Origin of the sequence: Microbacterium maritypicum (genome assembly GCF_041529975.1) — a bacterium.
In the GTDB taxonomy this organism is placed as follows: domain Bacteria; phylum Actinomycetota; class Actinomycetes; order Actinomycetales; family Microbacteriaceae; genus Microbacterium.
In genome coordinates this window covers 3,696,303-3,719,836 of the sequence record NZ_CP168030.1, presented here as the reverse complement: position 1 = coordinate 3,719,836, position 23,534 = coordinate 3,696,303, and the positions used below count along the sequence as shown (strand labels likewise).

Annotated in this window: 25 protein-coding genes; 15 read left to right on the top strand and 10 right to left on the bottom strand. The window is 68.9% G+C overall.

What is annotated here, in order from left to right; genetic code table 11:
- From ACCO44_RS17995 to ACCO44_RS17975, 5 genes are all read left to right on the top strand, one after another.
- On the top strand, positions 1-732 hold the full coding sequence (locus tag ACCO44_RS17995) for a DNA-3-methyladenine glycosylase (protein ID WP_372467652.1): 732 nt from the start codon (positions 1-3) through the stop codon (positions 730-732).
- 139 nt (positions 733-871) lie between these two features.
- A complete protein-coding gene (gene rpmB, locus ACCO44_RS17990) occupies positions 872-1,108 on the top strand; it encodes a 50S ribosomal protein L28 (protein WP_017203559.1) in 237 nt (78 codons plus the stop codon).
- Positions 1,108-1,278 (top strand): 50S ribosomal protein L33, encoded by a 171-nt coding sequence (gene rpmG / locus ACCO44_RS17985; protein WP_017203558.1) that lies wholly within the window; start codon positions 1,108-1,110, stop codon positions 1,276-1,278. Before rpmB ends, rpmG begins: the two co-directional genes overlap by 1 nt.
- Positions 1,279-1,281: 3 nt before the next feature.
- The gene (gene rpsN, locus ACCO44_RS17980; protein ID WP_017829734.1) at positions 1,282-1,587 is read left to right on the top strand and encodes a 30S ribosomal protein S14; all 306 of its coding nucleotides are present in this window, start codon (positions 1,282-1,284) and stop codon (positions 1,585-1,587) included.
- Positions 1,588-2,055: 468 nt separating this feature from the next.
- Entirely contained in the window at positions 2,056-2,880 is an 825-nt protein-coding gene (locus ACCO44_RS17975; protein ID WP_372467651.1) for an endonuclease domain-containing protein, read from the top strand.
- A 126-nt stretch (positions 2,881-3,006) separates the two neighbouring features.
- Here ACCO44_RS17975 and ACCO44_RS17970 read toward each other — a convergent pair whose 3' ends face one another.
- Positions 3,007-3,834: an alpha/beta hydrolase gene (locus ACCO44_RS17970; RefSeq protein ID WP_029264386.1), complete on the bottom strand. Its 828-nt coding sequence runs from the start codon at positions 3,832-3,834 to the stop codon at positions 3,007-3,009.
- A 147-nt stretch (positions 3,835-3,981) separates the two neighbouring features.
- Between ACCO44_RS17970 and ACCO44_RS17965 the strand changes: the two genes are divergently transcribed.
- The 3 genes from ACCO44_RS17965 to ACCO44_RS17955 all read left to right on the top strand — a co-directional run bounded on the left by ACCO44_RS17965 (position 3,982) and on the right by ACCO44_RS17955 (position 7,133).
- Positions 3,982-4,563 (top strand): TetR/AcrR family transcriptional regulator, encoded by a 582-nt coding sequence (locus ACCO44_RS17965; protein ID WP_029264387.1) that lies wholly within the window; start codon positions 3,982-3,984, stop codon positions 4,561-4,563.
- Positions 4,564-4,745: 182 nt separating this feature from the next.
- Positions 4,746-5,033, top strand: coding sequence for an HU family DNA-binding protein (locus ACCO44_RS17960; RefSeq protein ID WP_017203554.1), 288 nt, complete (start codon positions 4,746-4,748; stop codon positions 5,031-5,033).
- A gap of 87 nt (positions 5,034-5,120) precedes the next feature.
- Entirely contained in the window at positions 5,121-7,133 is a 2,013-nt protein-coding gene (locus ACCO44_RS17955; RefSeq protein ID WP_372467650.1) for a cytochrome c oxidase assembly protein, read from the top strand.
- Positions 7,134-7,197: 64 nt separating this feature from the next.
- Here ACCO44_RS17955 and ACCO44_RS17950 read toward each other — a convergent pair whose 3' ends face one another.
- Positions 7,198-8,268 (bottom strand): hypothetical protein, encoded by a 1,071-nt coding sequence (locus ACCO44_RS17950; RefSeq protein WP_372467649.1) that lies wholly within the window; start codon positions 8,266-8,268, stop codon positions 7,198-7,200.
- 114 nt (positions 8,269-8,382) lie between these two features.
- Between ACCO44_RS17950 and ACCO44_RS17945 the strand changes: the two genes are divergently transcribed.
- Positions 8,383-9,768: an ATP-dependent RecD-like DNA helicase gene (locus tag ACCO44_RS17945; RefSeq protein ID WP_372469429.1), complete on the top strand. Its 1,386-nt coding sequence runs from the start codon at positions 8,383-8,385 to the stop codon at positions 9,766-9,768.
- 10 nt (positions 9,769-9,778) lie between these two features.
- Here ACCO44_RS17945 and ACCO44_RS17940 read toward each other — a convergent pair whose 3' ends face one another.
- Together ACCO44_RS17940 and ACCO44_RS17935 are read right to left on the bottom strand one after the other, a co-directional pair.
- Positions 9,779-10,426, bottom strand: a complete 648-nt coding sequence (locus ACCO44_RS17940; RefSeq protein ID WP_029264391.1) for a heme oxygenase (biliverdin-producing) — start codon at positions 10,424-10,426, stop codon at positions 9,779-9,781.
- Positions 10,427-10,507: 81 nt separating this feature from the next.
- Positions 10,508-10,819 (bottom strand): DUF2470 domain-containing protein, encoded by a 312-nt coding sequence (locus ACCO44_RS17935; RefSeq protein ID WP_372467648.1) that lies wholly within the window; start codon positions 10,817-10,819, stop codon positions 10,508-10,510.
- 97 nt (positions 10,820-10,916) lie between these two features.
- Here ACCO44_RS17935 and ACCO44_RS17930 point away from each other — a divergent pair, with 97 nt between their 5' ends.
- The 3 genes from ACCO44_RS17930 to ACCO44_RS17920 all read left to right on the top strand — a co-directional run bounded on the left by ACCO44_RS17930 (position 10,917) and on the right by ACCO44_RS17920 (position 13,899).
- Complete coding sequence (locus ACCO44_RS17930) at positions 10,917-12,191, top strand: serine hydrolase domain-containing protein (protein ID WP_372467647.1); 1,275 nt, start codon at positions 10,917-10,919, stop codon at positions 12,189-12,191.
- Positions 12,192-12,229: 38 nt separating this feature from the next.
- Complete coding sequence (gene corA, locus ACCO44_RS17925; RefSeq protein WP_372467646.1) at positions 12,230-13,246, top strand: magnesium/cobalt transporter CorA; 1,017 nt, start codon at positions 12,230-12,232, stop codon at positions 13,244-13,246.
- A gap of 74 nt (positions 13,247-13,320) precedes the next feature.
- Positions 13,321-13,899, top strand: coding sequence for an isochorismatase family protein (locus ACCO44_RS17920; RefSeq protein WP_372467645.1), 579 nt, complete (start codon positions 13,321-13,323; stop codon positions 13,897-13,899).
- A gap of 8 nt (positions 13,900-13,907) precedes the next feature.
- On the opposite strand, the gene ACCO44_RS17915 is transcribed toward ACCO44_RS17920, so the two are convergent.
- Entirely contained in the window at positions 13,908-14,111 is a 204-nt protein-coding gene (locus tag ACCO44_RS17915) for a multidrug transporter (RefSeq protein ID WP_372467644.1), read from the bottom strand.
- Complete coding sequence (locus ACCO44_RS17910; protein ID WP_372467643.1) at positions 14,098-15,489, bottom strand: APC family permease; 1,392 nt, start codon at positions 15,487-15,489, stop codon at positions 14,098-14,100. The genes ACCO44_RS17915 and ACCO44_RS17910 overlap by 14 nt, the downstream gene beginning before the upstream one ends.
- A gap of 262 nt (positions 15,490-15,751) precedes the next feature.
- Between ACCO44_RS17910 and ACCO44_RS17905 the strand changes: the two genes are divergently transcribed.
- The 3 genes from ACCO44_RS17905 (at position 15,752) to ACCO44_RS17895 (ending at position 17,967) form a co-directional block, all read left to right on the top strand.
- The gene (locus ACCO44_RS17905) at positions 15,752-16,402 is read left to right on the top strand and encodes an MIP/aquaporin family protein (protein ID WP_105711686.1); all 651 of its coding nucleotides are present in this window, start codon (positions 15,752-15,754) and stop codon (positions 16,400-16,402) included.
- An 86-nt stretch (positions 16,403-16,488) separates the two neighbouring features.
- Positions 16,489-17,331: a hypothetical protein gene (locus ACCO44_RS17900; protein WP_372467642.1), complete on the top strand. Its 843-nt coding sequence runs from the start codon at positions 16,489-16,491 to the stop codon at positions 17,329-17,331.
- 9 nt (positions 17,332-17,340) lie between these two features.
- A complete protein-coding gene (locus ACCO44_RS17895; RefSeq protein ID WP_215069323.1) occupies positions 17,341-17,967 on the top strand; it encodes a DUF1684 domain-containing protein in 627 nt (208 codons plus the stop codon).
- A 6-nt stretch (positions 17,968-17,973) separates the two neighbouring features.
- On the opposite strand, the gene ACCO44_RS17890 is transcribed toward ACCO44_RS17895, so the two are convergent.
- The 4 genes from ACCO44_RS17890 to ACCO44_RS17875 all read right to left on the bottom strand — a co-directional run bounded on the left by ACCO44_RS17890 (position 17,974) and on the right by ACCO44_RS17875 (position 23,423).
- Positions 17,974-20,226, bottom strand: coding sequence for a beta-glucosidase (locus ACCO44_RS17890; RefSeq protein ID WP_372469428.1), 2,253 nt, complete (start codon positions 20,224-20,226; stop codon positions 17,974-17,976).
- A gap of 95 nt (positions 20,227-20,321) precedes the next feature.
- On the bottom strand, positions 20,322-21,212 hold the full coding sequence (locus ACCO44_RS17885; RefSeq protein WP_029264402.1) for a carbohydrate ABC transporter permease: 891 nt from the start codon (positions 21,210-21,212) through the stop codon (positions 20,322-20,324).
- Positions 21,209-22,147: a carbohydrate ABC transporter permease gene (locus tag ACCO44_RS17880; RefSeq protein ID WP_051662406.1), complete on the bottom strand. Its 939-nt coding sequence runs from the start codon at positions 22,145-22,147 to the stop codon at positions 21,209-21,211. Before ACCO44_RS17880 ends, ACCO44_RS17885 begins: the two co-directional genes overlap by 4 nt.
- Positions 22,128-23,423 (bottom strand): extracellular solute-binding protein, encoded by a 1,296-nt coding sequence (locus ACCO44_RS17875; RefSeq protein WP_262001952.1) that lies wholly within the window; start codon positions 23,421-23,423, stop codon positions 22,128-22,130. Before ACCO44_RS17875 ends, ACCO44_RS17880 begins: the two co-directional genes overlap by 20 nt.
- Positions 23,424-23,534 lie beyond the last annotated feature (111 nt).

Genomic DNA, 23,534 nt, shown 5'->3' with positions numbered 1-23,534 from the left:
ATGTCGACGCGCGATGCCCTGCGCCGTGCCGTTCGCGCCGATCTGGGCGGCTCTGCCGTCGACGTCGCGCCGCGACTGCTCGGCGCGGAACTGCGCACGTTCGTCGTCGGGCCCGAAGCCACAGACCCGGTCGAGGTGCGGCTGCGTATCACCGAGGTCGAGGCGTACCACGGGCGGGGCACCGGCGAAATCGCGGATCCCGGATCACATGCGCGGATGGGGCCGACCGCCCGCAACGCCACGATGTGGGGCGAGCCGGGGCACCTGTACGTGTACCTGAGTCACGGCATCCACTCCTGCGTCAACGTCGTGTGCGGGCCCGAGGGACAGGGCGACGGCGTGCTGCTGCGCGCGGGCGAGATCGTGGCCGGAGCGGATGCCGCGGCTCGGCGGCGCGGCGCGGTGCTGCCTCTCGGTCGCATCGCCCTTCGCGACCTCGCCCGCGGGCCGGGACGCCTCGGTCAGGCCGTCGGGTTGCGGCATCCGCTGCACGACGGGATCGACGCCGTCACGGGGGAGGAGCGGCACGGTGCCCGCGCCGAGCTGTGGTTGGGTGATCAGCGAGACGACGTGGTGCGCGGCCCGCGCGTCGGTGTCGCCGGAGTCGCCGGCACGCACGCGTTCCCCTGGCGCTTCTGGATCGATGGCGACCCCACCGTGTCGCCCTTCCGCTGGGGGCGGGGCGCGGCCGAGGCCGCGGCGCTCGACGGCACTCCGCCCGTGCTAAACTGACTCTTTGTCTGCGCACACTCCTGTGCGCAGTTCGCGTGCTTCCCCTTCTGCGGCCGAGAGATCGGCGGGTCGAGGTTGCGTGCAGACAAGGGATCTTGGGTGAGGCCGTCCGGTCTCACGGTATAGAAGGAGTCACATCATGGCAGCAGTGTGCCAGGTGACCGGAGCTGTTCCCGGCTTCGGACACAATGTCTCGCACTCGCACCGCCGGACGAAGCGCCGCTTCGACCCGAACGTGCAGAAGAAGACGTATTTCGTTCCGTCGCTCGGTCGTAAGATCACGCTCAACGTGTCCGCCAAGGGCATCAAGGTGATCGACGTCCGCGGCATCGAGAACGTGGTCAAGGACCTCCAGGCGAAGGGTGTGAAGCTCTAATGGCCAAGAAGGCTCAGGACGTTCGTCCGATCATCAAGCTGCGTTCGACGGCAGGTACGGGTTACACGTACGTGACGAAGAAGAACCGCCGCAACACCCCCGACCGCCTCGTGCTCAAGAAGTACGACCCGGTCATCCGTCAGCACGTCGAATTCCGAGAGGAGCGTTGATCAATGGCTAAGAAGAGCAAGATCGCTCGCAACGAGCAGCGCAAGGTCATCGTCGAGCGTTACGCCGAGCGTCGCGCCGAGCTGAAGAAGACCCTGGTCGACCCGAACGCCACCGACGAGGCCCGCGAGGCCGCACGCGTCGGCCTGCAGAAGCTGCCGCGCAACGCGTCGCCGGCTCGCGTGCGTTCGCGCGACGTCATCGACGGCCGCCCCCGCGGTGTCCTCACGAAGTTCGGCATCTCGCGTGTCCGCTTCCGTGACATGGCACACCGTGGCGAGCTGCCCGGTGTCACCAAGTCGAGCTGGTAAGTCTCAGCTGACAAGGGGCGAGGATCTTCGGATCCTCGCCCCTTCTGCGTCCCCTGCGCTTCGTCTTGCGTTGTGGTGCCCCTGCGTTGTGGTGCCCCCTGCGTTGTGGTGCCCTCGCGTGGGGCGCCCTCGCGTTGTGAAGGACTTCTCGCGCTTTGAAGGACGCGAGGCAGCATCCACTCCTTCATTCCGCGTCTTCTCCTTTATTCGGTGCGCGGGCGCGGGCCGCGCAGGTGCTCTGAAGGAGTTCTCACGCTCTGAAGGCCTGCTGACGGCATCCACTCCTTCGCTCCGTGTTTTCTCCTTCAGATCGTGAGATCAGACGTGCCCGGCGGGAGAGCGGACGCGTTCGCGGGAGCGGATGCTCCGCACGGAGCTGTCCTGCACAGTAACCGCTCGCTGAAGAACAGTGCCCGCTTGCAGGGATGGTGGTCACCCCTGCGCCAGGCGGGCGGGCACGATCGTTCGATGGATCCCGTGGATGAGCTGAGCCGTCGTGGAGGAGTCGCACGAGTGCGCACGCTTCGAGAAGCCGGTGTGAGCGAGTACGCGCTGCGGCGGTCGAAGGAGCAGTGCGAGATCACGACCGTGCGCCAGGGGTGGGTGGCGCTGCCCGACGCCGATCCGCAGACGGTCGGAGCGGTGTCCCGCGGAGTCGTGCTGAGCTGCGTGACGGCGGCGGAGCGGTACGGGCTCTGGGTTCCCGCGAAGTCGGCGCTCCACGTCGCCGCCCGCCCGAACTCTGCGCGCATTCGGGTGCCGTCGCAGGTCGTCGTGCACTGGTCGAAGCCTGTGGTCCTGCGTCCTCCGGACGCCGCGGTCGACGAACTCGTGAACGCCCTCGCTCTGATCGCGCAGTGCCAGCCGTTCGAGACCGCCCTCGTCATCTGGGAGTCGGCGATGAACAAGGGGCTCATAGATGACGCGAGACTCCGAGGCCTCGAGCTTCCGCCGCCCGCCCGAACGCTTCTCGCGAGGGCGCGCCCCTTCGCGGACTCCGGGCTGGAGACCATCGTCATCCATCGGCTCCGGTGGATGGGGCTGCGGATGCTGCCGCAGGCGTGGGTCGTGGATCGCCGGGTCGATCTCCTCATCGGTGACCGGCTGGTGATCCAGCTCGACGGCGCGACCCACACAGGGGTGCAACGGACCAGGGACATCGCGCATGACGCGCAGCTGCTGATCCGGGGTTACCGGGTGCTGCGTTTCAGCTACGAGCAGGTGATGGAGCGCTGGCCCGAGGTGCAGTCGGTGATCATGGAGGCCGTTGCGCAAGGAGCGCACGTTGCATGACGGCGTACCACCCGCGCAACGCGAAGGAGATCTCGCGGAATGAAGGAGCGGATGCCGTACCCACTCCTTCATGCCGCGAGATCTCCTCCATTCCGTGTCTTCGAGCCTGCCCGGCGCAAGCCGGCGTCACGCGACGGCGGCGGTGGTGTGCGCGACGGCCCAGGTGAGGGCCTCATCGGCGATCTCTTCCCAGCCGTCCTGGCTGACCAGGCGGTGGGTGCGCCCGGGGTACTCCTTGTACTCGACGACGGCGGGGCTGCCGGTGGAGCGGTACTTCTGCACGATCGCACGACCGATCGCCGGCGGCACGACGTGGTCGATCTCACCCGTGATCACATACAGCGGGGCCCGGTCGGTGCGCGCGTAGTCGACGTGCGTGACGCCGCCCTTCTCGTTGAACGCGGACGCGACGCCCTCGAAGAAGACCCGGTTGTAGGAGTTCACGGCCGATTCCTCCCAGAGGCGGTCGGACTCGGCGCGGCTCAGGTCGTTGCCGAACGTGAAGTGGAAGTGGCGCTTCGACAGCGGCTTGGCGCCGTTGCGGCCGAAGGGGTTCGCGAGGATCGGGGTACCGGTCCAGAGCGTCGACAACGGCAGGGTGGTGATGCCGGCGGTCTGTCCCGGGGCGACGCCCACGTATGCCGCGCCGACGCCGCGGTCGGCCAGCATCTGCGTGATGACCCCGCCGAAGGAGTGGCCCATGACGATCGGCTTCACGGGCAGCGAGCGGATGATGCGCTCGTAGTGGTCGACGATCTGCTTCAGTCCGATGCCCTTCAGGGCGGACGGGTCGCGGCGGATGTCCTCGACCGAGCGGTCGTCGATGCCGGGCCATCCCGGGACGATGACCTCGTGGCCCTGCGCGCGGAAGCGCTCGGCCCAGGTGGTCCAGCTGGTCGGGGTCATCCACAGCCCGTGGATGAGGACGATGGGGGTCTTGTCGGTGGTGTTCATGATCTTCTTCTCTCTGTTCGGCTCCCGCTGATCGGAAGTGCGTTACTCTGATAGTCGACCGAACGTTCTATCTACCACAACCTATTCCCCAAACCGGGAAAACGGATTCGGATGCCGGGGTTCGGATGACACGATGAGAGGAAGATCATGGACACCACGACGAAGCGCCCCAGCCCCGCCCGCGCACGGCTGATCGATGCCGCCACCCGCCTCTTCTACGAACAGGGCATCCACGCGGTCGGCGTCGACCGTGTGATCGAGGAGGCCGGGGTCACCCGCGCCACCCTCTACAAGCAGTTCGGCGGCAAGGAGAACCTCGTGCTCGCCTATCTCGGCCACGAGGACGAGATGCTCCGCGCGATGTTCACGGAGGCGGGAGCGACCGTCTCCGATCCTGACGCGCTGCTGGATGCGGTCGTCCAGGGCATCGCGGCCGACATCCGCGAACACCATACGCGGGGCTGCCCCTTCATCAACGCGGCCGCGGAGTATCCGGATGCCGGTGGGGCCGTGCGGCAGCTCATCGACGAGCACCGGGAGTGGTTCCGCTCCACGCTGCAGCAGGTCGCCGAGGCGGCCGATCTCGAGCGTCCCGAGGAGGTCGCAGCCTCCCTCGTGCTGCTGCGCGATGCCGCGCTCGTCGGCGGATATCTCGACGGCGAAGGCCGCGTCAGCCCGGCGTTCGAGCGCACCGCCCGGGCCGTGATCGACGCGCACCGCGCTCGTTGACGACCCTCGAATCTGTGACTGGAGTGGCCAAAGTGGTGCGACACGCCCAGTAATTGCCCAAAACCCGCGAAATGACGCGGAAATGCGGGTGGTGGTTGATACATTCGAGGCGGTCACTAGACCAGGAGCATCCGCTCCGATACCCACAACGATGCGACGGGATCTCGTCGCTGGAGGATGACATGGCTGACAAGTCCATCACCAAGACCGAGCTCGTCGCGAGCATCGCAAGCGCCACGGGCCAGAGCCAGGCCACCGTCTCCGGTGTCCTCGACTCGCTGTTCGCCACGGTCTCCGACGCTGTTGCCAAGGGCAGCAAGGTCTCCATCCCGGGCTGGATCTCCTTCGAGCAGGTCGACACCGCTGCTCGCACGGGCCGCAACCCGCAGACCGGCGCCGAGATCAAGATCCCGGCCGGCAAGCGCGTCAAGGTGACCGCTGGCTCCAAGCTCAAGGCTGCCGTCAAGTAATCGACCGCACCTCATCGAAGGCCGCTCCCGTTCCGACGGGGGCGGCCTTCGTGCTTTCCTCCCTCCGGGCGCGCCTAGGCTGGAGGGGTGAGTTCCCGCAGCGAGTCGACGAGTCGGATCTCGGCGTATCGCATCGCCGGGATCGTCATCCTCCTCGTCGCGGCACTGGTCGCCCTGACGCTCGCGCTCCTCGTCGGCGGCGGCGCTAAGCCCCCGCTCCTGCAGGACCCTGGTCCCTTCGTGCTCTGGGGCACGCCGATCGCCAAGCTCGTGATGAACATGTCCGGTGCGGTGATGCTCGGCTCCCTGGTACTGGCCCTGTTCGGGTTGCGCGCGGGGGACCGCTCGTTCGACGCCGCGCTGAACATCGCCTCGGTCGGCGCCGCCGTGTTCACGATCTCGGCGGGCGTCGCCGGGTTCCTCGCCTTCATGGCCGCCTTCAACCCGAAGCTCAGCATCGAGCGCGAGTTCGGTACGCAGCTGGGCCGCTTCCTGCTGGAACTGCCGCTCGGCCAGTCCTGGCTCATCACGACGCTCTTCGGTGCGATCATCACGGTGCTCGCGTTCGCCTGGCGTTCATGGACGCCCACGCTCATCACGGCGCTGCTGGCCGCGGCATCCTTCCTCCCACTCGCGACGCAGGGTCACGCGGGCGATCTCGCCGGGCACAACATGGCGGTCAACTCGATCCTGCTGCACACGATCGGCGCCGCCGTCTGGCTCGGCGGACTTCTGCTGCTGATCCTGCTGCGCGGACGTGCCGACGTCGACACCGCGAGGCTCGTCGGGCGCTATTCGTCGCTCGCGATCGCCGCCTTCGCCGTGGTCGCCGTGTCGGGGGTCACGCGATCGATCGTCGCCGTCGGCGACTGGAACGCGCTGTGGACCACGCCCTACGGCTGGATCGTGCTCGCCAAGGTCGCGCTGCTGGGCGGCATGGGCCTGCTCGGCGCCTGGTACCGCGCGCGCCTCATCCCGAAGCTCGCCGGAGCCCGTGCCGCCGGCTGGTTCTGGCTGCTCGTGCTGTGCGAGGTCGCGCTGATGGGCCTCGCCTCCGGCGCCGCGGCCGCGCTGGCCCGCACGCCCCCTCCCACCGGCGAGACCGCCGCCTTCCTGCAGACGCCCGCCCAGATCCTGACCGGAGCGACGCTGCCGCCGGAGCTCACCCTCGAGCGCTGGTTCACGGCATGGGACATCGACGTGCTCTGGCTCATCGCCGCGGGCCTCGGACTGTTCTTCTACCTGGCTGGCGTGTGGCGCCTGCATCGGCGTGGTGACCGCTGGCCGATCCATCGCACGGTCTTCTGGGTGCTGGGGGCGCTGCTGCTCGTCTGGGTCACCGGCGGGCCGATCAACGCGTACCAGGAGTACCTGTTCAGCATCCACATGATGGGCCACATGATGCTGTCGATGGCGATCCCGCTGTTGCTCGTCTCCGGGGCCCCGATCACCCTCGCGCTGCGTGCCATCCACAAGCGCGACGACGGCACCCGTGGCGGCCGCGAGTGGATCATGTGGGCCGTGCACTCGCCGTTCGCCCGCGTGGTCACGCATCCGTTCGTCGCGGCGGCGATCTTCATCCTGTCGCTGTGGGCCTTCTACTTCACCGATCTCGTGCGCTGGTCGATGTTCGAGCATCTCGGGCACGAGTGGATGGTCATCCACTTCCTGATCTCGGGCTACCTGTTCGTCATGAGCCTCATCGGCGCGGACCCGGTTCCGTACCGTCTGCCGTATCCCGGGCGCCTGATCACGCTGATCGCCGTCATGGCGATGCACGCGTTCTTCGGCATCGCGATCATGATGCAGGAGGGGCTGATGGTCGCCGACTGGTTCGGGGCGATGGGTCGCGACTGGGGTGTGGACCCGCTGCAGGACCAGTACGTCGGCGGCGGCATCGCGTGGTCGATCGGGGAGATCCCGACGCTGATCCTCGCGATCACGGTCGCCATCCAGTGGAGCCGCAGCGACACCAAGCTGCAGCGTCGGGCGGACCGGCACGCGGATCGCACGGGTGACGCGGAGCTCGAGGAGTACAACGCCAAGCTCGCCGCCCTCGCCGAGCGTGATCAGCGCCGCGAGGAGCGCGAAGGCCGCTGAGACCCGTCGCGCGCGTACTCAGTAGACAGGGACTCAGTCGAGAGGGACCCGGTCGACCGGGACCTCAGTCGACTGGGACGTCGCCCGGTGCGCCGACCCTGATCGATGCCGAGCCGTTCGGCAGGATCACGATCGTGCCGTTGAGCTGGAACGGCACGTCTTCGGAGAGCGGTGCGATCGACCCGTCGAACAGCGACTGGATCTCGACGTCGATGTGCGCCACGGCCTCGGTGGTCGGGATCTGCCAGTGGCCCTCGTCGGGGATCACCGTGACCTGAGGCTGGCTCGTGATGGACCACTTCGGCGGGGCGGTGATCCGGTTCGTGACCCGCAGTCCGAACGGGCAGGCGGTCGGCTGCAGCACCTCCTGCGTCGTGCACTCGGTGAGGAACTGCTCGACCTGCTGCTGCACGACCTTGACGAACTCCTCGGTCGGTTCGGTCTGCACGTCGAGCGGCGTGACGGCCAGGGGCGTGTCGGCCAGCACGCCGTGTCCGGATGCGGTCGCGATCGGGGTGTCGACCGTGACCGAGTAGAGCCCGGGGGTGAACACCAGAAGCGGCAGGGGATCGAGCGCGCCCGCCTCGGGCCCGAGGGCCGACACCTGGCGACGGTCGACCTCGAAGCCGTTCACGGCGAACTGGTCGGCGCCCCGCACGGTGAGGTCGATCACGGCGAGTGGGCTGGTGGTGAAGCGCCAGTTGGGGGTCACGCCCGCCCAGCCGTCCTGCTCGATCAGGAACGTGCTCGTGCCGGAGTGGCCGCTCGCCTGGTAGCTCACGGTGACCGCGGTGCCGCCCTCTGCGGGCTTCTCCGACTCGACCTTCACATCGGTCAGCGGTGCGAGTGCCGAGCGTCGGAGCATCGCCTCCGAGGCTGTCGGGTCGATGCCCGCCTTCTCGAGGGTCTCGCGGTCGATCGCGACGCCGGGAATGCGGAGCGCATCGGCGGCCCGACCGGCGGAGAGCAGGTCGAGATAGCGGACCACGAAGGCGGACGGACCGTAGAACTGCTGGTACAGCGTCGCTCCGCCGGCACCGAGTGCGGCGACCAGCATGAGCCCGACGACGGCCAGCATCGCCAGATCGACGCCCAGGCGCGATCGCCGGGGCGCGCGCGTGCCGGCCCGTCCCATGGCGTCAGTCTAGGAGGGCGTCCTGGGGGGACGCCGAGCGTCGGCGGCCCCGGGCGGATGCCGGGACGTAGCATGGGTGGCGCCCCGTTTCCGTCTGCTTCCCCTGTGAGTGCCGTGTCCCTTCCCGCCCTGTCCGAGGAGCAGCAAGAGCTGTTCCGGCTCATCGAGGACACCGGCGAGCACGTCTTCATCACCGGGCGTGCCGGCACCGGCAAGTCGACGCTGCTACAGCACTTCGCCTGGAACACCAAGAAGCAGATCGCCATCTGCGCGCCGACGGGTGTCGCGGCGCTCAACGTCGAGGGCCAGACCATCCATTCGCTCTTCCGGTTGCCGATCGGCCTGATCGGTGATGCCGACATCGATCAGAACGATGCGACGCGGCGCATCCTCAACGCCATCGAGACGCTCGTGATCGACGAGATCTCGATGGTCAACGCCGACCTGATGGATGCGATCGACCGCTCCCTGCGCCAGGCCAGAGGCCGCAGGGGCGAACCGTTCGGCGGCGTGCAGGTCGTCATGTTCGGCGACCCGTACCAGCTGGCGCCCGTCCCCCCTCGTGGTGACGAGGCGCGCTACGTGCAGGACCACTACCGCTCGTTCTGGTTCTTCGACGCCAAGGTGTGGGCCGGCGGGTCCGGGATCTCCGATCAGGGCGGCCTGTTCGAGGTCGACACCCGCGCCGAGCTGCACGTGCGGGAGCTGGTGCAGATCCACCGGCAGTCCGACGACGGGTTCAAGGCGATGCTCAACGCCGTGCGCTACGGACGGGTCACCGCCGAGATCGCCGGCGTTCTGAACACGCAGGGGGCGCGGACGCCGCCGGAGCCGGAGCCCGGCGAGGTGCCGATGATCACCCTCGCCACGCGCAACGACATCGTGAACAGCATCAACAGCAGGCACCTTGCTGCGCTGCCCGGCAAGGAGCAGACCGCGCGCGCCGAGGTCAGCGGCGACTTCGGACGCGGCGAGGCGTCGCTGCCGGCCGAGAGCGAGCTGAAGCTCAAGGTCGGCGCGCAGGTGATGTTCCTGCGCAACGACACGGCGATGTCCGGAGAGCCGCCCCGCTGGGTCAACGGCACCATCGGAACAGTGGTGCGCATCATCGGCAGCGCGGTGCGCGTCGACATCGACGGCGAGGAGGTCGACGTCGAGCCCGCCGTGTGGGAACGGTTCCGCTACGCGTACGACCAGAACACCAAGAAGCTGTCGCGCGACGTGGTGGCCGAGTTCACCCAGTTCCCGCTGCGGCTGGCCTGGGCGGTCACGATCCACAAGTCGCAGGGCAAGACCTACGAGCGCGCGATCATCGACCTCGGCTCCGGGGCGTTCGCGCCGGGGCAGACGTACGTGGCGCTGAGCCGGCTGACTTCGCTCGAGGGGCTCTACCTCTCGCGCCCGCTGCGACCCCGCGACATCCGGGTGGACGAGGATGTGCGCCGGTTCATGCGCGACGCCTGGCTCGCGGCGTCGACACCGGAGCTGCCGAAGAGCTGACGCCGGCGCCTCAGGCCGCGGCGCGCGCCCGGTCGAGGTCTTCGAAGAGCTCGGTGTTGAAGCGGTAGGCGAGGAGCACCTCGTCGATCACCCGCTCGCGTTCGGCGTCGTCCCACGGTGCCGCATCCAGCTGCTCGCGGTACACGTCCTTGAAGGCCGACGGGTCGGCGATGTCGTCGAACAGGTAGAAGCCGATGCCGTTGGTCTCGAAGCCGAAGCGACGGGCCATCACGCGGCCGATGAAGATCCCGCCGGAGAGGTCGCCGAGGTACCGCGTGTAGTGATGTGCCACGAAGCCGCCGGCCCAGGTCGCCCCGACCTGACGGATGCGGTCGACGTAGCGCTGCGTGGTCGGCAGCGGCACGATCTGCTCGCGCCAGTCGGCCCCGAGGAGGAACTCCAGGTCGGCCTCGAGCGCGGGAAGGCGGGTGAGCTTGTCGCTGATGAAGACCGAGGCGATCGGGTCCTGGCGCATGCGGTCGCCGGCGCTCTCGAGTGCTTCGTAGATGAAGTAGTGCTGAGCGACGAGCGAGATGTAGTCCTCGCGGGAGCCCTCGCCCTTCAGGAGGTCGGACATGAAGCCGGCGGTCTCGCTGCGGGAGTGGGATCCGGACGAGCGCTCGCGCAGGGCGGCGGAGAAGGAGAGGATCTCGGGCATGACCTCAGTGTAAGGGGAGCCTTACCTCAGAGGAAAGCCCGGAGTTGTCGGAAGTCGTCCGGAGACCCGCCTCCGCGACGATCAGGCGTGCGGGCGAGGCTCGACACCGAGGCGGGCGCAGGCCTCGTCGTAGAGCGCCACGACCTCGCGACGCACAGACGGGCGGTCGGCGATCGGTCCTCCGGGCCACGGCACGCGCAGCTCGGACGCGGCGCCGCCGGCGGTGATCTCCCACACTCCACCATCGCCGTCGAAGCCCGTCATGACGGACTCGCTGATCTCGGCGTCGGTCTCGGCAAAGGCGCGGGCGATGAGCAGATTATCGTCGGTGTGGTCGCCGTTCATGTGGCGGAGAACGGCGGTGATCACGTCGGCGTCGAAGAGGTGGGGCACGATTCTCACCTTACGCGCGCGGGGGGATCGCCCGGCGCGGGGCCGTCTTTCAGGATCCGCGTTCTAGACTCGGGAGACACATCCTCGGGGGTTCTACATGCAGCTTCTCTCGTCGCGCCGTTGGCGCGCCGCAGCGGCCAGTGCGGCCGTGCTCGCTCTCGTCCTCACCGGATGCTCCTCCGAAGGCTCCTTCACGTACACACCACCGGCTCAGGTCGACGGCGCTCTGCCCGATGCGACGGTCGACGCGATGCAGGCGGCGGTCGACAACGCGCTGACCGCGTCCGGCGCCTCCGGGGCCATCGTGGGCGTCTGGGTCCCCTGGAGCGGCAGCTGGGTCACCGCATCGGGCACACAGGACCGCGACGGCGGTGAACTGTCCACCGACATGACGTTCCGCGTCGCGGACGTGACCCGCCTCATGACGTGCGATGTGCTCTACGCCCTCGCCGACGAGGGGACCGTCAAACTCGACGCCAAGGTGCCCAAGTACGTCTCGGGCGTCGCCGACATGAAGGACGTCACGCTCCTCGACCTGTGCAACGGCACGAGCGGGGCCGGATCGTCCGAGCCGACGATCAAGGGTGCGCTGCTGAACACCCCGGAGCGGATATGGGCTCCGTTGGAGCTCGCCGGCTACGGGCTGGGCCGCGAGAGGGTGGCACCGGCGACGACCTTCCGCGACTCCGACGCGGGATACCTCCTCCTCGGCCTCGCTCTGGAGCGGGCCACGGGCATGTCGGCATCCGAGCTGATCGCGGAGTACGTCACGGAGCCGCTCGAGCTCGCCGCCACCTCGCTTCCCGGCTCGACGCCGGCCGCCCCGGGCGACACCCCGATGAACGGGCACTACATGTCGGCCGTCGAGGGTGGCTACAACTGCGCCGCCCCGGTCGACATCACCACGCTGTCGGCCAGCTCCGGCTACACCGACTCCGGCGTGGTCTCGAACATCACCGACCTCGGCCGCTACGTCCAGGCGGAGGCGAAGCAGGTGCTGCGCACCAAGGACACTCCGGCCCGCTTCGGCAGCCCGCTCCCGGCCGGCGCACATGACCCCTCCTGGTTCCAGACCGCGGGTGGGGCGTTCCTCGTGGGCTCGATGGTCGGTCAGCACGGCTCGGTTCCCGGTTACGCCACGGCCGCATACTCCGATCCGACGACCGGGTTCACGGTCGCCGTGGTGCTGAACGACTCGACGGCCGGCGTGGCGATCGCGCAGCAGCTGTCGTGGGAGCTCGCGGCGATCGCGTCGAAGGCCCCCGCGGCGTCCGGTCAGACCGCGCCGGAGTTCGGGCTCCCCTTCACGGCGGAGCAGTACCACGAGGCGATCACGAAGTCCGCGCTCGCCTGCGTGCCGCCTGCGGAGTGATCACCGGCCCGACCTCGGTGCGGAAGGGAAGGGCGACGATGGCGATCATCGACAACGCGATCTACGTGGACGGTGTGCGCACCGAGAATCCGCAGAGCCTGAGCGAGACGTTCGAGCGCATGCGGGAACGCGGCGGGATGAGCTGGATCGGGCTGTACCGGCCCAGCGAGGAAGAGATCCGCGAAGTCGCTGACGAATTCGGCATCCATGCCCTCGTCGTCGAGGACGCGCTGTCGGGACACCAGCGCGCCAAGCTGGAGCGGTACGGCGATGTGCTGTTCATGGTGCTGCGCCCGGCTCGCTACCTCGACGAGGCCGAGGAGGTCGAGTTCGGCGAGGTGCATGTGCTGGTCGGCCCTGATTTCGTCGTGACGATCCGGCATGCCGAATCTCCGGACCTCGGACGCGTGCGGCACCGGCTGGAGAACGACCCGGCGCTGCTCGCCCATGGTCCCGAAGCCGTGCTGTATGCCATCCTCGACGAGGTGGTCGACGAGTACGCGCCGGTCCTCGCAGGACTCGAGAACGACATCGACGAGATCGAGAGCCAGCTCTTCGAGGCAGACGTGGATGCCACGCAGCGCATCTACGAGCTCGGCAGGGAGGTCATCGATTTCCAGCGCGCGACGCAGCCGCTCTCCGGGATGCTCGAGGCGCTGCTGCGCGGCTCGGACAAGTACCTCGTGGGGGAGGAGCTGCGCAGCTACCTGCGCGACGTGCTCGATCACACGCTCCGGGTGAGCGACCGCGCGACGACCTTCCGCACCGTGCTCGACAACGCCCTCACCGTCGAGTCGACGATCGTGGCCCGTCGGCAGAACGAGGAGATGCGGCGGATGACGGAGCTCAGCATCCGTCAGAACGACGAGGTCAAGAAGATCTCGGGCTGGGCAGCGATCCTCTTCGCGCCGACGCTGGTCGGCACGATCTACGGCATGAACTTCGACCACATGCCCGAGCTGCACTGGCTGCTCGGCTATCCGATGGCCATCGGCATGATGGTCGTGCTGGGCTTCGCCCTGTACGCGGTGTTCAAGCGCAAGGGCTGGCTCTGACGCTGTCCGGAACCGTGCGGTCGTTGGCCGGATCGGATCTTGCCCGGCGCCTCGGCGGCGATCACGATGAGTCCATGACGACTTCTCCCGACACCGCCCTGCTGGTCATCGATGCGCAGGAGTCGTTCCGCCAGCGCGCCGACGACTGGGCGGCGACCGCGAACCCGGCAGTGCTCGACAACATCGCACTCCTCGTCGCGCACGCCCGCGAAGTCGGCGACCCGGTCGTGTGGGTCACCCACTCCGAACCGGGGACCGGGGGCGTGTTCGATCCCGCCAACGGGTTCGTGCGGGTGATCGAGGAACTCGAACCTCGGGATTCCGAGGACGCCCTGACGAAGACCACCGTCAACGCGTTCGGCTCGACCGACCTCGAGGAGCGACTGCGGCGTGCCGGCATCCGCCGCGTCGTCGTCTGCGGCATCCGCACGGAGCAGTGCTGCGAGACGACCGCACGTATCGCCGCCGACCTCGGCTTCGAGGTCGAGTTCGTGACGGATGCGACGACCACCTCCGCCATCCCGGCGCACGGTGCGCTCGCCGCGGTGTCGGGGGAGGATCTCATGCGCCGCACCGAGAGCATCCTCTCGGCCCGCGGGTTCGCGACCGTCACGACCACGCGGGAGCGGACCGGCGCGACCGCCGGGGTCTGAACCGCGGCTCAGTCGTCGGCCTCGACTCCGGGGCCGGGCCCCGGACGCACCGGAGCGTCGGGGGCGATGTCGATCCGGGTGTTGCCGTCGTGCTCGCTGACCTCGATGCGCGGGGCGGCGTCGGCCTCGGTGGCATCCGGCGCAGCGGTGAGCTGATCGTGGCGCTTCTCGGCGCTCGTCATGTCTTCGGCGCTGTTCTCAGGCGTGCTCATGATTCTCCTTCGGGTCGGTTTCGGTGTCAGGGGTCTGGGTGGTCCTGAGCGGTGCGCCGCCGGTGCGCTTCCGGTTCCAACGGGCCAGCAGGTACAGGACGCCGCCGACGGCGAGCAGGATCGCACCGAAGAGCCAGACGACCGCGCGCTGCTGGGTGAGCAGCAGGATGCACGAAGCGATCCCGAGCACAGGGACGAACGTCCACACCCGGAAGTGATCGTGCTCGACGTGATCCCGCCGGAGGACCAGCACCGAGATGTTCACGCTGAGGAAGACGACCAGGAGCAGCAGGACCACGGTCTCGGCGAGCGTCGCCAGATCGCCGACGAGGGTGAGCCCCATCGCGACGAGGGTGGTGGTGAGGATCGCGACCCACGGTGTCTTCCGTTTCGGGAGCACGCGGCCGAGCACCGGCGGCAGCAGGCCCTGCTCGGCCATGCCGTAGGTCAGGCGGCTGACCATGATCATGGTCAGCAGGGCGCCGTTCGCGACGGCGACGAGGGCGATGAGGCTGAACAGCCAGGAGGGGATGCTGACGCCGGTGGCCTCGACCACGGCGAGCAGCGGGCCGCTGGACTCCTGCAGCTCGGCGGGCGGGAGGGCGATCGAGCTCGCGAGGCCGACGAAGACGTAGACGGCGCCGGCGGTGATGAGTGCTCCGAACAGGGCACGCGGGTAGGTACGCCGCGGATCCTTCACCTCCTCGATCATGTTGGCGGAGGTCTCGAAGCCGACGAACGAGTAGTACGCGATGACGGCTCCCGAGAGCACGGCCATGGCGACGCTCGTGCCCTCGGGCGCCTGGGTCACGCGCGACACGTCGCCGCCTCCGCCGCCGAGGAAGATCGCGACCACGGCGACGACGATCACGAGTCCACTGAGCTCGATCGCGGTCATCACGAGGTTGGCCCCCAGGGACTCGCGGATGCCGCGGGCGTTCAGCAGTCCGACCAGGGCGAGGAAGGCGATGGCGACCGGGATGGTCGGCAGGTCGAGGAAGGTGCCCAGGTAGTCACCCGCGAACGCGATGGCGAGCCCCGCCGCGCTGGTCACACCCGCCGCGAGCATGCTGAAGCCCACGAGGAACGAGACGAGCGGGCTGTGGAACGCGCGCTCGGCGAAGACCGCGGCCCCGCCCGCGCGTGGGTACTTGGTGACCAGTTCGGCGTAGGAGCCGGCGGTGAGCATGGCGAGCAGCAGCGCCAGGAGCAGCGGCGCCCACAGCATGCCGCCCACCTTCTCGGAGAGCACACCCATGAGCGCGTAGATGCCCGCACCGAGCACATCTCCGAGGATGAAGGCGAACAGCAGCGGCCCGGTGATCGCTCGTCTCAGCCGCGTGGGTGCCTCGGTGCCGGAGGCAGTCTCGGTGGTCATCCTCGCACGCTACGGGGAAGGGGGGAGCGCGGGCCACGGGGTTGACATCACCGGCGTGATTCCGGCATCCGGACGCTGTGGATGTCGCCGCGATCGGGGCACGCACCTGAGTTCAGGGAATTCACAGCAATACCGCGCGGCTTCCCGATATTCCGGTGCGCGCAGCGATAGCGTCGGTGCCGCACGAGGGGTGCGTCGGCCAGGGTGCGCGGGCAAACGGGTGACTTCCCCTCTCCGGAATTCCCAAGCAAAGGGCTCTCTCATGACTGGTACGGCACGCAAGGCGCTCGCAGAAGCGGTCGCCACCTTCCTCTTCGTTCTCGCGATCATCGCGGCGGTGAACAGCGACAGTCCGCTGACGCCCCTCGCGATCGGCTTCACCCTGATGGTGCTCGTGTTCTCCACGGGTCACATCTCGGGCGCCCACCTCAACCCGGCCGTCTCGGTCGGTGTGTTCCTGCGCGGCGGCCTCAGCGTCGCCGACTTCATCGCCTACCTCATCGCACAGTTCGTCGGTGGCGCGGTGGCCGCACTCGTCAGCATGTCGGTCTGGCCGGCCGGTGAAGAGGCCATGGTCATCGAGGTCGGCCCGGCGTTCCTCGTCGAGGCGCTGTTCACGCTGATCCTCGTGTGGGTCGTGCTCAACACGGCCACGTCGAAGGACACCGCGGGCAACTCGTTCTACGGTCTCGCGATCGGTGCGACCGTGTTCGTCGGTGCGGCCACGGTCGGCTCGATCTCGGGCGGCGGTTTCAACCCGGCCGTCGCGCTCGGCCTCTCGGTCAGCGGTCACTTCGCGTGGAGCTCGCTGTGGCTCTACATCGCCGCCCCGGTCGTGGGCGCCGTGATCGCCGCGATCCTGTTCCGCGTGCTCAACACGGACGACGCCAAGAAGATCGCCGTCGCGGAGTAACTCCCGTTGCTCGGTCGAAGCGCCGCATCCTCTTCGGAGGGTGCGGCGCTTCTTACGTGTGTGGGACCTGTGGGAGCCTGGAACCGATGGACACCACCCCGGCGCCGCGGCGCACACTCCTGGTCGGATTCGGCAAGCTCGGCGCGCGCCTCGCACCCCGACTTCTCAACGACGGCGCTGAGGTCTTCGCTCTGCGGCGGAGTGACGGGGAGCTGCCCGCCGGCGTGGTCGGCATCCGCGGTGATCTCGCGCAGCCGCTCACGGCCCCGCTGCCCGCGGTCGATGCGGTCGTGATCACACTGCCGCCGGGCGCCGCGGAACACTCCTATCGCACGGCACTCGGACACCTTCGGGATGTCCTGCCGGCGATGCCCGCTCGCACCGTGTTCGTGTCGTCGACCGGTGTCTTCGAAGGGAGTGCCTTCACGGCCGACCGTCCTCTCACCGAGCAGGACGAGCCCGCGGCCGAGACCGAGCGCTCGCGGGGGCTCCGTGACGGCGAGCGGGCGGCGGCCGAACTGTTCGACGCCGTGGTCGTGCGACCGGCGGGGATCTACGGTCCCGGTCGCGAGTTCCTGCTGCGCAAGGTCCGCGAGGGCGCGGCGGTCGACCACTCCCGGCTCACGAACCGCATCCACGAGACCGACCTCGTGCGCACGCTCGACCTGCTCCTGCGCACCGACGATGCGCCGCGGCTGGTGCACGCGGTCGACGAACGACCGGCACCTCTCGGCGACGTCGTCCGCTTCCTCGCCGGGGAGCTGGGCGTCGCTGTTCCACCCGACGAGGCATCCGACGGCCCGCGCGGGTTCGTGTACGACGGGTCGCTGCTCCACTCGCTGCTCGGGCGTCTCGACTACCCCACCTACGAAGAGGGGTACGCGGAGATGATCGCCGGATCCGCCTCACACCCGCGGCCCGGCCCGTAGCCTGGACGCATGACGAGCACCCGCACGAGCGCCCGCACCGCCCTCGAGGTCGCCGACTGGCGCCGACGGGTCTTCGCCCTGTACGACGCCGTGCGTCTCGCCGACTCGCCTGAAGACGCTCACGAGCTGTGGCGGATGGAGCGCGACGAGCTGATGCTCCACCACCCCGCGACGCCGCTGCTGCCGGAGGACCGGCCGCTGTTCGAGGGTCTGCCCCTCGCGTCCTACGATCCGGACTGGCGCTTCGAGCTGCCGATCCTGCCCGCCGACCCCGGGGGCTTCGACTTCGCGACGGGGACCGACGGTGTCGTACCGTTCGAGCGCATCGGCCGGGTCGAGATCCCCGATGCCGGATCGCTCGACGTCTGGCGACTCACCACCTACGGCGGCGGCCTGTTCATCCCGGTGCGCGACGCGCTCGCCGGGCGCGAGGGCGGAACGTACGGCGGCGGTCGCTACCTGATCGACACGATCAAGGGCGCCGACCTGGGATCGGATGCCGCAGGCGGCACGATCGTGCTCGACTTCAACTTCGCCTACAACCCGTCCTGCGCGTACGACCCGGCCTGGGCGTGCCCGCTCGCGCAGCCGGGCAACGTGCTCGCCGTTCCGGTCCCCGTCGGGGAGATGTACTGAGAGCTCTCAGCCGACGATCTCGATCGCGGTCGAAGTCTCCTCGTCGTCACAGGCGCCCCCGACCCACAGCCGGATCCGCCCCGGTTCCACCCTCCGCACACCGTCGACGCCCGTGAACGCGAGGCGCTCCGTGGGAACCGTGAATTCCACGCGCTGCTCCGCGCCCGCTTCCAGCGAGACCCGCTGGAACCCGATCAGCTGCGCGACCGGGCGGGCCACGCTCGCGACCTCGTCGTGCGCATACAGCTGCACGACGTCGGTGCCCGCGCGGGAGCCGGAGTTGCGCACGAGCACGGACGCCCGGAACTCTGCGCCCGCGCCGACCGTCGCGTCGGCCGTCAGCTGCTCGTGCGTGAAGGTCGTGTAGCCGAGTCCGAATCCGAACGGTCGTGCCGGTGAGGGGTCGACGCTCGACACGTCCGTGCGTCCACCGAGCGCGGGATGCAGGTACGAATAGGGCTGCACGCCCGCGGACCGCGGCAGCGACACCGGGAGCCGTCCCGACGGGGCGATGGCCCCGCTCAACACCGCCGCGACGGCCGGGCCCCCTTCTTCGCCGGGGAAGAACGCCTGCAGCACGGCCGCCGGGAGCGAGCGCTTCTCGGTGGCGGCAGAGCCGGACGGAGCAGGCGAGTTCACCGACCCCAGGCCGGCGGTCAGTCCGGCGCCCGACTCCCGATGCGGCAGTGCCCAGTCCAGGGCATACGGGCGACCGGTGAGCGCGACGACGACCACCGGGGTGCCGGTCGCGACGACGGCCTCGACCAGGGCGCGCTGCACGCCGGGGAGTTCCAGCGAGTCGACGTCGTTGCCTTCGCCGACCGTGCCGCGTCCGAAGAGTCCGGCCCGGTCGCCGACCACGACGATCGCCACGTCGGCCTCGCCAGCGGCGGTGACCGCGGCCGGGAATCCACTGCGGTCCTCGCCCTCGACCTCGCCGCCGACGACATGGGTGATCGTGGCGGCGGGGAGCTCGGCGCGGAGTCCGTCGAGCACGCTCGGCAGGGCGATGCCGGCGGGCACCTCGGGGTGGTGCGCGAGCACGTGGTTCACGAACGAATAGCAGCCCATGAGAGCCTCCGCGCTGTCGGCGTTCGGTCCGATGACCGCGATCCGTGGCGCACCGGAGGCATCCAGCGGCAGTACGCCGTCGTTGCTCAGCAGCACGATCGACTCCTCCGCGAGTCGGCGGGCGAGTGCGCGGTGCTCGGGGGAATCCAGTTCGATCGCGGCGGGCGCGACCGTGAAGTCGGCATCCAGCAGTCCCAGCTCCTCCTTCTGCGTCAGGACGCGTCCGACCGCCCGGTCCAGGATGCTCTGCTCCAGCGACCCGTCGCGCACCTGCGTGGCGAGGGTCGTGTACGCGTCGGGGGAGGGCAGCTCCACGTCGATCCCCGCGGTGATCGCCAGCGCGGCGGCCTGCGCCGAGTCGGCCGCGACGTGGTGCATGCTCTGCAGGAAGTCCACGGCGAAGTAGTCCGACACGACCACCCCGTCGAAGCCCCAGCGTCCGCGCAGCACCTCGTCGAGGTAGTACGGATCGGCGGCCACCGGCACCCCGTCGATGTCGGTGTACGAGTTCATGACGCTGCGCACCCCGCCCTCGCGTACGGCCATCTCGAACGGCGGGAGCAGCACGTCCTCGATCTCGCGCCGCCCGGCGTGCACCGGCGCGTGGTTGCGGCCCGCGGTGGACGCCGAGTAGCCGACGAAGTGCTTGAGGGTGGCGTGCACGCCCTCCGACTGCAGGCCGCGGACGTAGGCGGTGCCGACGGTGCCCACGAGCAGCGGGTCCTCGGCGATGCACTCGTCGACGCGCCCCCACCGCGGATCGCGGACGACGTCGAGCACGGGAGCGAGTCCCTGATGGATCCCGAGTGTCCGCATCGACGATCCGATCGCCCGCCCCACCTCCTCGACCAGCTCGGGATCGAAGGATGCGCCCCACGCCAGCGGGGTCGGGAAGGTCGCCGCCTGCCAGGCAGCCAGGCCGGTCAGGCACTCCTCGTGCACGAGGGCCGGGATGCCCAGCCGGGTCTCGCGCTGCAGCCGTGCCTGCTCGCCCCACAGCCACTGCGCGCGCTCGATCGGGTCGACCGGGCGCGTGCCGTACACGCGCGTCAGGTGGCCGATGCCGTGCGCCGTCGCATCCTCGTACCGGGTGGAGGTCTTCTTCTCGCCGGCCATCGGGGCGACGAGTTCGTCTCCCTGATCCACCCAGAAGCCGACGAGCTGCGCCTGCTTCTCCTCGAGCGTCATCTGCTCGAGGAGGCCCTCGACGCGCGGGGAGAATCGGGGGCGGGATGTGGGAGCGAGCACGTGCGTCTCTTTCTGTGGGGTCTGCGTCGACATCGTCAGCCCTTGACCGCGCCGGTCAGTCCGCCGACGATGCGGCGCTCGAAGAGGCTGAAGAAGATCAGGGCGGGGATCATCGACAGCGAGGTGAAGGCGAGGACCTTCGCGGTGTCGACCGAATACTGCGAGGCGAACGACTGCACGCCGAGCGGGAGGGTGAACGCCGCCGCATCGTTGAGCACGAACAGCGGGAGGAGGTATCCGTTCCAGCTGCCGATGAACGCGAGGATGCCGGTGGTGATCACGCCGGGGATCGAGAGCGGCAGCACCATGCGCCAGAAGAACCCGATCCGGCTGCATCCGTCGATGAACGCCGCCTCCTGGATCTCGTCGGGGATGGCGCGCAGGAACGGGACCAGGATGATGATCGTCGTCGGCAGGGCGAAGGCGATCTGCGGCAGGATGACCCCGCCGAGCGAGTTCATCAGCCCGAGGCTGCGCACCACGATGTACAGCGGGGTGATCGCGACCGTCAGCGGGAACATGAGCCCCGCGGCGAAGAATGCGTAGAGCACTCCGCGGCCGGCGAACCGATAGCGGGCGAGCACGTACGCGGCCATCAGCCCCAGCGCGACGACGCCGATCGTGGTGGCGAGGGCGACGATGGTGGAGTTGAGCACCTGCCGCCAGAACACGCCACCGGTGATGACGTCGAAGTAGTTGGAGAACACCCACGGCTGCGGCATCCCCGACGGGTCGGTCGTGATCTGCGCGTTCGTGCGGAATCCGCCGATGATGATGTACGCGATCGGGGCGAGCATGAGCCCGACGACGATCAGCGCGACGAAGTAGACGGTCGGGTTGGCCCAGGGCGGCCGCGGGCGCGGAGCGCGTCCGGGGCGCCCGGCGCGTCCGGGTCGCTGGGTGACGAGTACCGAGGTGGCGGTCATCGCGTCGTCCTCTTCTTCCGTGCAGGGGCGCCGGTGAGGGCGCCGTCCGTGTCGCGACGCAGCACCGCGCGCTGGTAGATCAGTGCCACGACGAGCGAGATCAGGAACAGGACGACCGCGACCGCGTTGCCGTACCCGAAGTTGCCGGCGTTGCGCCCCTCGGAGACCATGTAGGTCGCCATGGTCGAGGTGCCGGCGGTGGAGGCGATGTACTGCCCCCAGATGATGTAGACCAGGTCGAACAGCTGCAGCGAGCCGATGATCGACAGGAACGCCCAGATGCGCAGGGTCGGCGCGAGCAGCGGCAGCGTGATGCGCCACTGGATCTGCCAGTACGAGGCGCCGTCGATCGAGGCCGCCTCGTGCAGCTCCTCCGGAATGCCCTGGAGCCCCGCGAGGAACAGGATCACCGCGAACCCGACGTACTTCCAGGTGATGATCACCATCAGCGTCCAGATCGCGATGTCCGGATTCGACAGCCAGTCGTTCGCGAGGAACCCGAGGCCCATCTTCTCCAGCAGGTCGTTGAACGCGCCGCTGGTCTGCAGCATCAGGCTCCAGCCCGTGCCCACCACGACCTCGGAGATCACGTAGGGGATGAAGATCAGCACGCGGATCAGCGACTGGCCGCGCATCCGCCGGTTGAGCAGGAGCGCGAGGAGGATCGCCGCCGGTCCCTGCAGGATGAGCGAGAACACGAGGATGAACCCGTTGTGGGCCAGCGCATCGTGGAACAGCGGATCCTGCAGGATCGTCAGATAGTTCTTCAGCCCGACGAAGTCGGTGGGCGGACCGTAGCCCTGCCAGCTGAAGAAGCCGTAGTAGCCCGCCATCAGCACCGGGAAGATGACGAAGGCGAGGAAGACCAGGAGGGCGGGCCCGGCCAGAAGGATCACTTCCAGCCGGGCGGCCGCCTTATGCCTTGGCTGCGGCATCCTGGACGGCCTTGACGATGTCCTCCGGGGTTCCTTGACCGGCGAGCATGTTGACCACGGCGACGTTGAGCGCGTTGCCCACGTTCTGTCCGTAGACCGTATCGAGCCACTGCGTCGCGTACGGCGCCGCGTTGTAGGCCGCGAGGATGTCCTTGAGGTACTGCTCGGTCACTGCCTCCTGCGCCACCGTGTTCACCGGCGGGGCGTTGAACGCCTTGTAGTAGGCGGTCTGCACGTCGGACGTGCCGAGGTAGTTGAGGAAGTCGACGCAGGCGTCGGGCGCATCCACCGAGCACGAGTATCCGTCGACGCCGCCCATCATGGACCCTGCCTCACCGTCGCCGCCCTCGACCTCGGGGAACGGGAACCACGACAGGTCGGGCAGCGGCTTCTGGTCGGGCGTGAGCGATCCGATCACGCCGGGGTTCCACGCGCCCATGAGCTCCATGCCGGCCTGGTGGTTGGCGATGAGACCGGCCGAGCTGCCCGCGCCCTGCTGGGCGGTGGTGGTGAGGAAGCCGGAGTTGAACGGCTCGGTGGCCGCGAACGCCTGCAGGTCTTCGCCCGCGCGCACCCAGCAGTCGTCGTCGAAGTTCATCTCGTCGGCGGCCTTGGCGAGCGTCTCGGCACTGCACTCGCGCAGCGCGAGCCAGTAGTACCAGTGGGCGGCGGGCCAGGCATCCTTCGCGCCGAGGGCGACCGGGTCGATGCCGGCGGCCTTGAGCTTCTCGGTCGCGGCCTCGAGCTCGTCCATCGTGGTGGGGTTCTCGGTGATGCCGGCCTCGTCGAACAGATCCTGGCTGTAGAAGAGTCCGCCGGGGAGCACGGCCACCGGCATCGCGTAGATCTTGTCGTCCAGGCTGCTGGCCGAGTAGGCGGCGTCGGAGATCTCCTCCGCAGCACCACCGGTGATCGAGTCGGTCAGGTCCTTGAGCTGGCCGGCCTTGACCATCGCCGCCATCTTGCCGCCGCCGCGCTGCAGGAAGATGTCGGGAGCATCGCCGGAGTTGAGCGCGGTCTGGAGCTTGCCGTCGAGGTCTTCGTTCTGGATCGACTGGATCTCGATCGTGACCCCGGGGTTCTCCTTCTCGAAGTCGGCGACGGTCTGCTCCCAGAACTCGACGCCGGGTCCGGTGGTGGAGTTGTGCCAGAGCGTCATGGCGGCGTCGCCACCACCTCCGCCGTCGGGGGTGCTGGCCGTGCACCCGCTGAGTGCGAGAGTTCCGACGGCGGCTATCGCGGCCGCGGAGATCAAGGAACGCCGTGTGCTGTTCATGTGATGGTTCTCCTCATCGAGAGTTGCGCCGCGTCTCTGCAGGCGCCGCGGCATCAGGGGGTGTGACCGCGTCGCGTTGCAGTCTGCTGTCGTTCGTGAGGACCGTCAAAC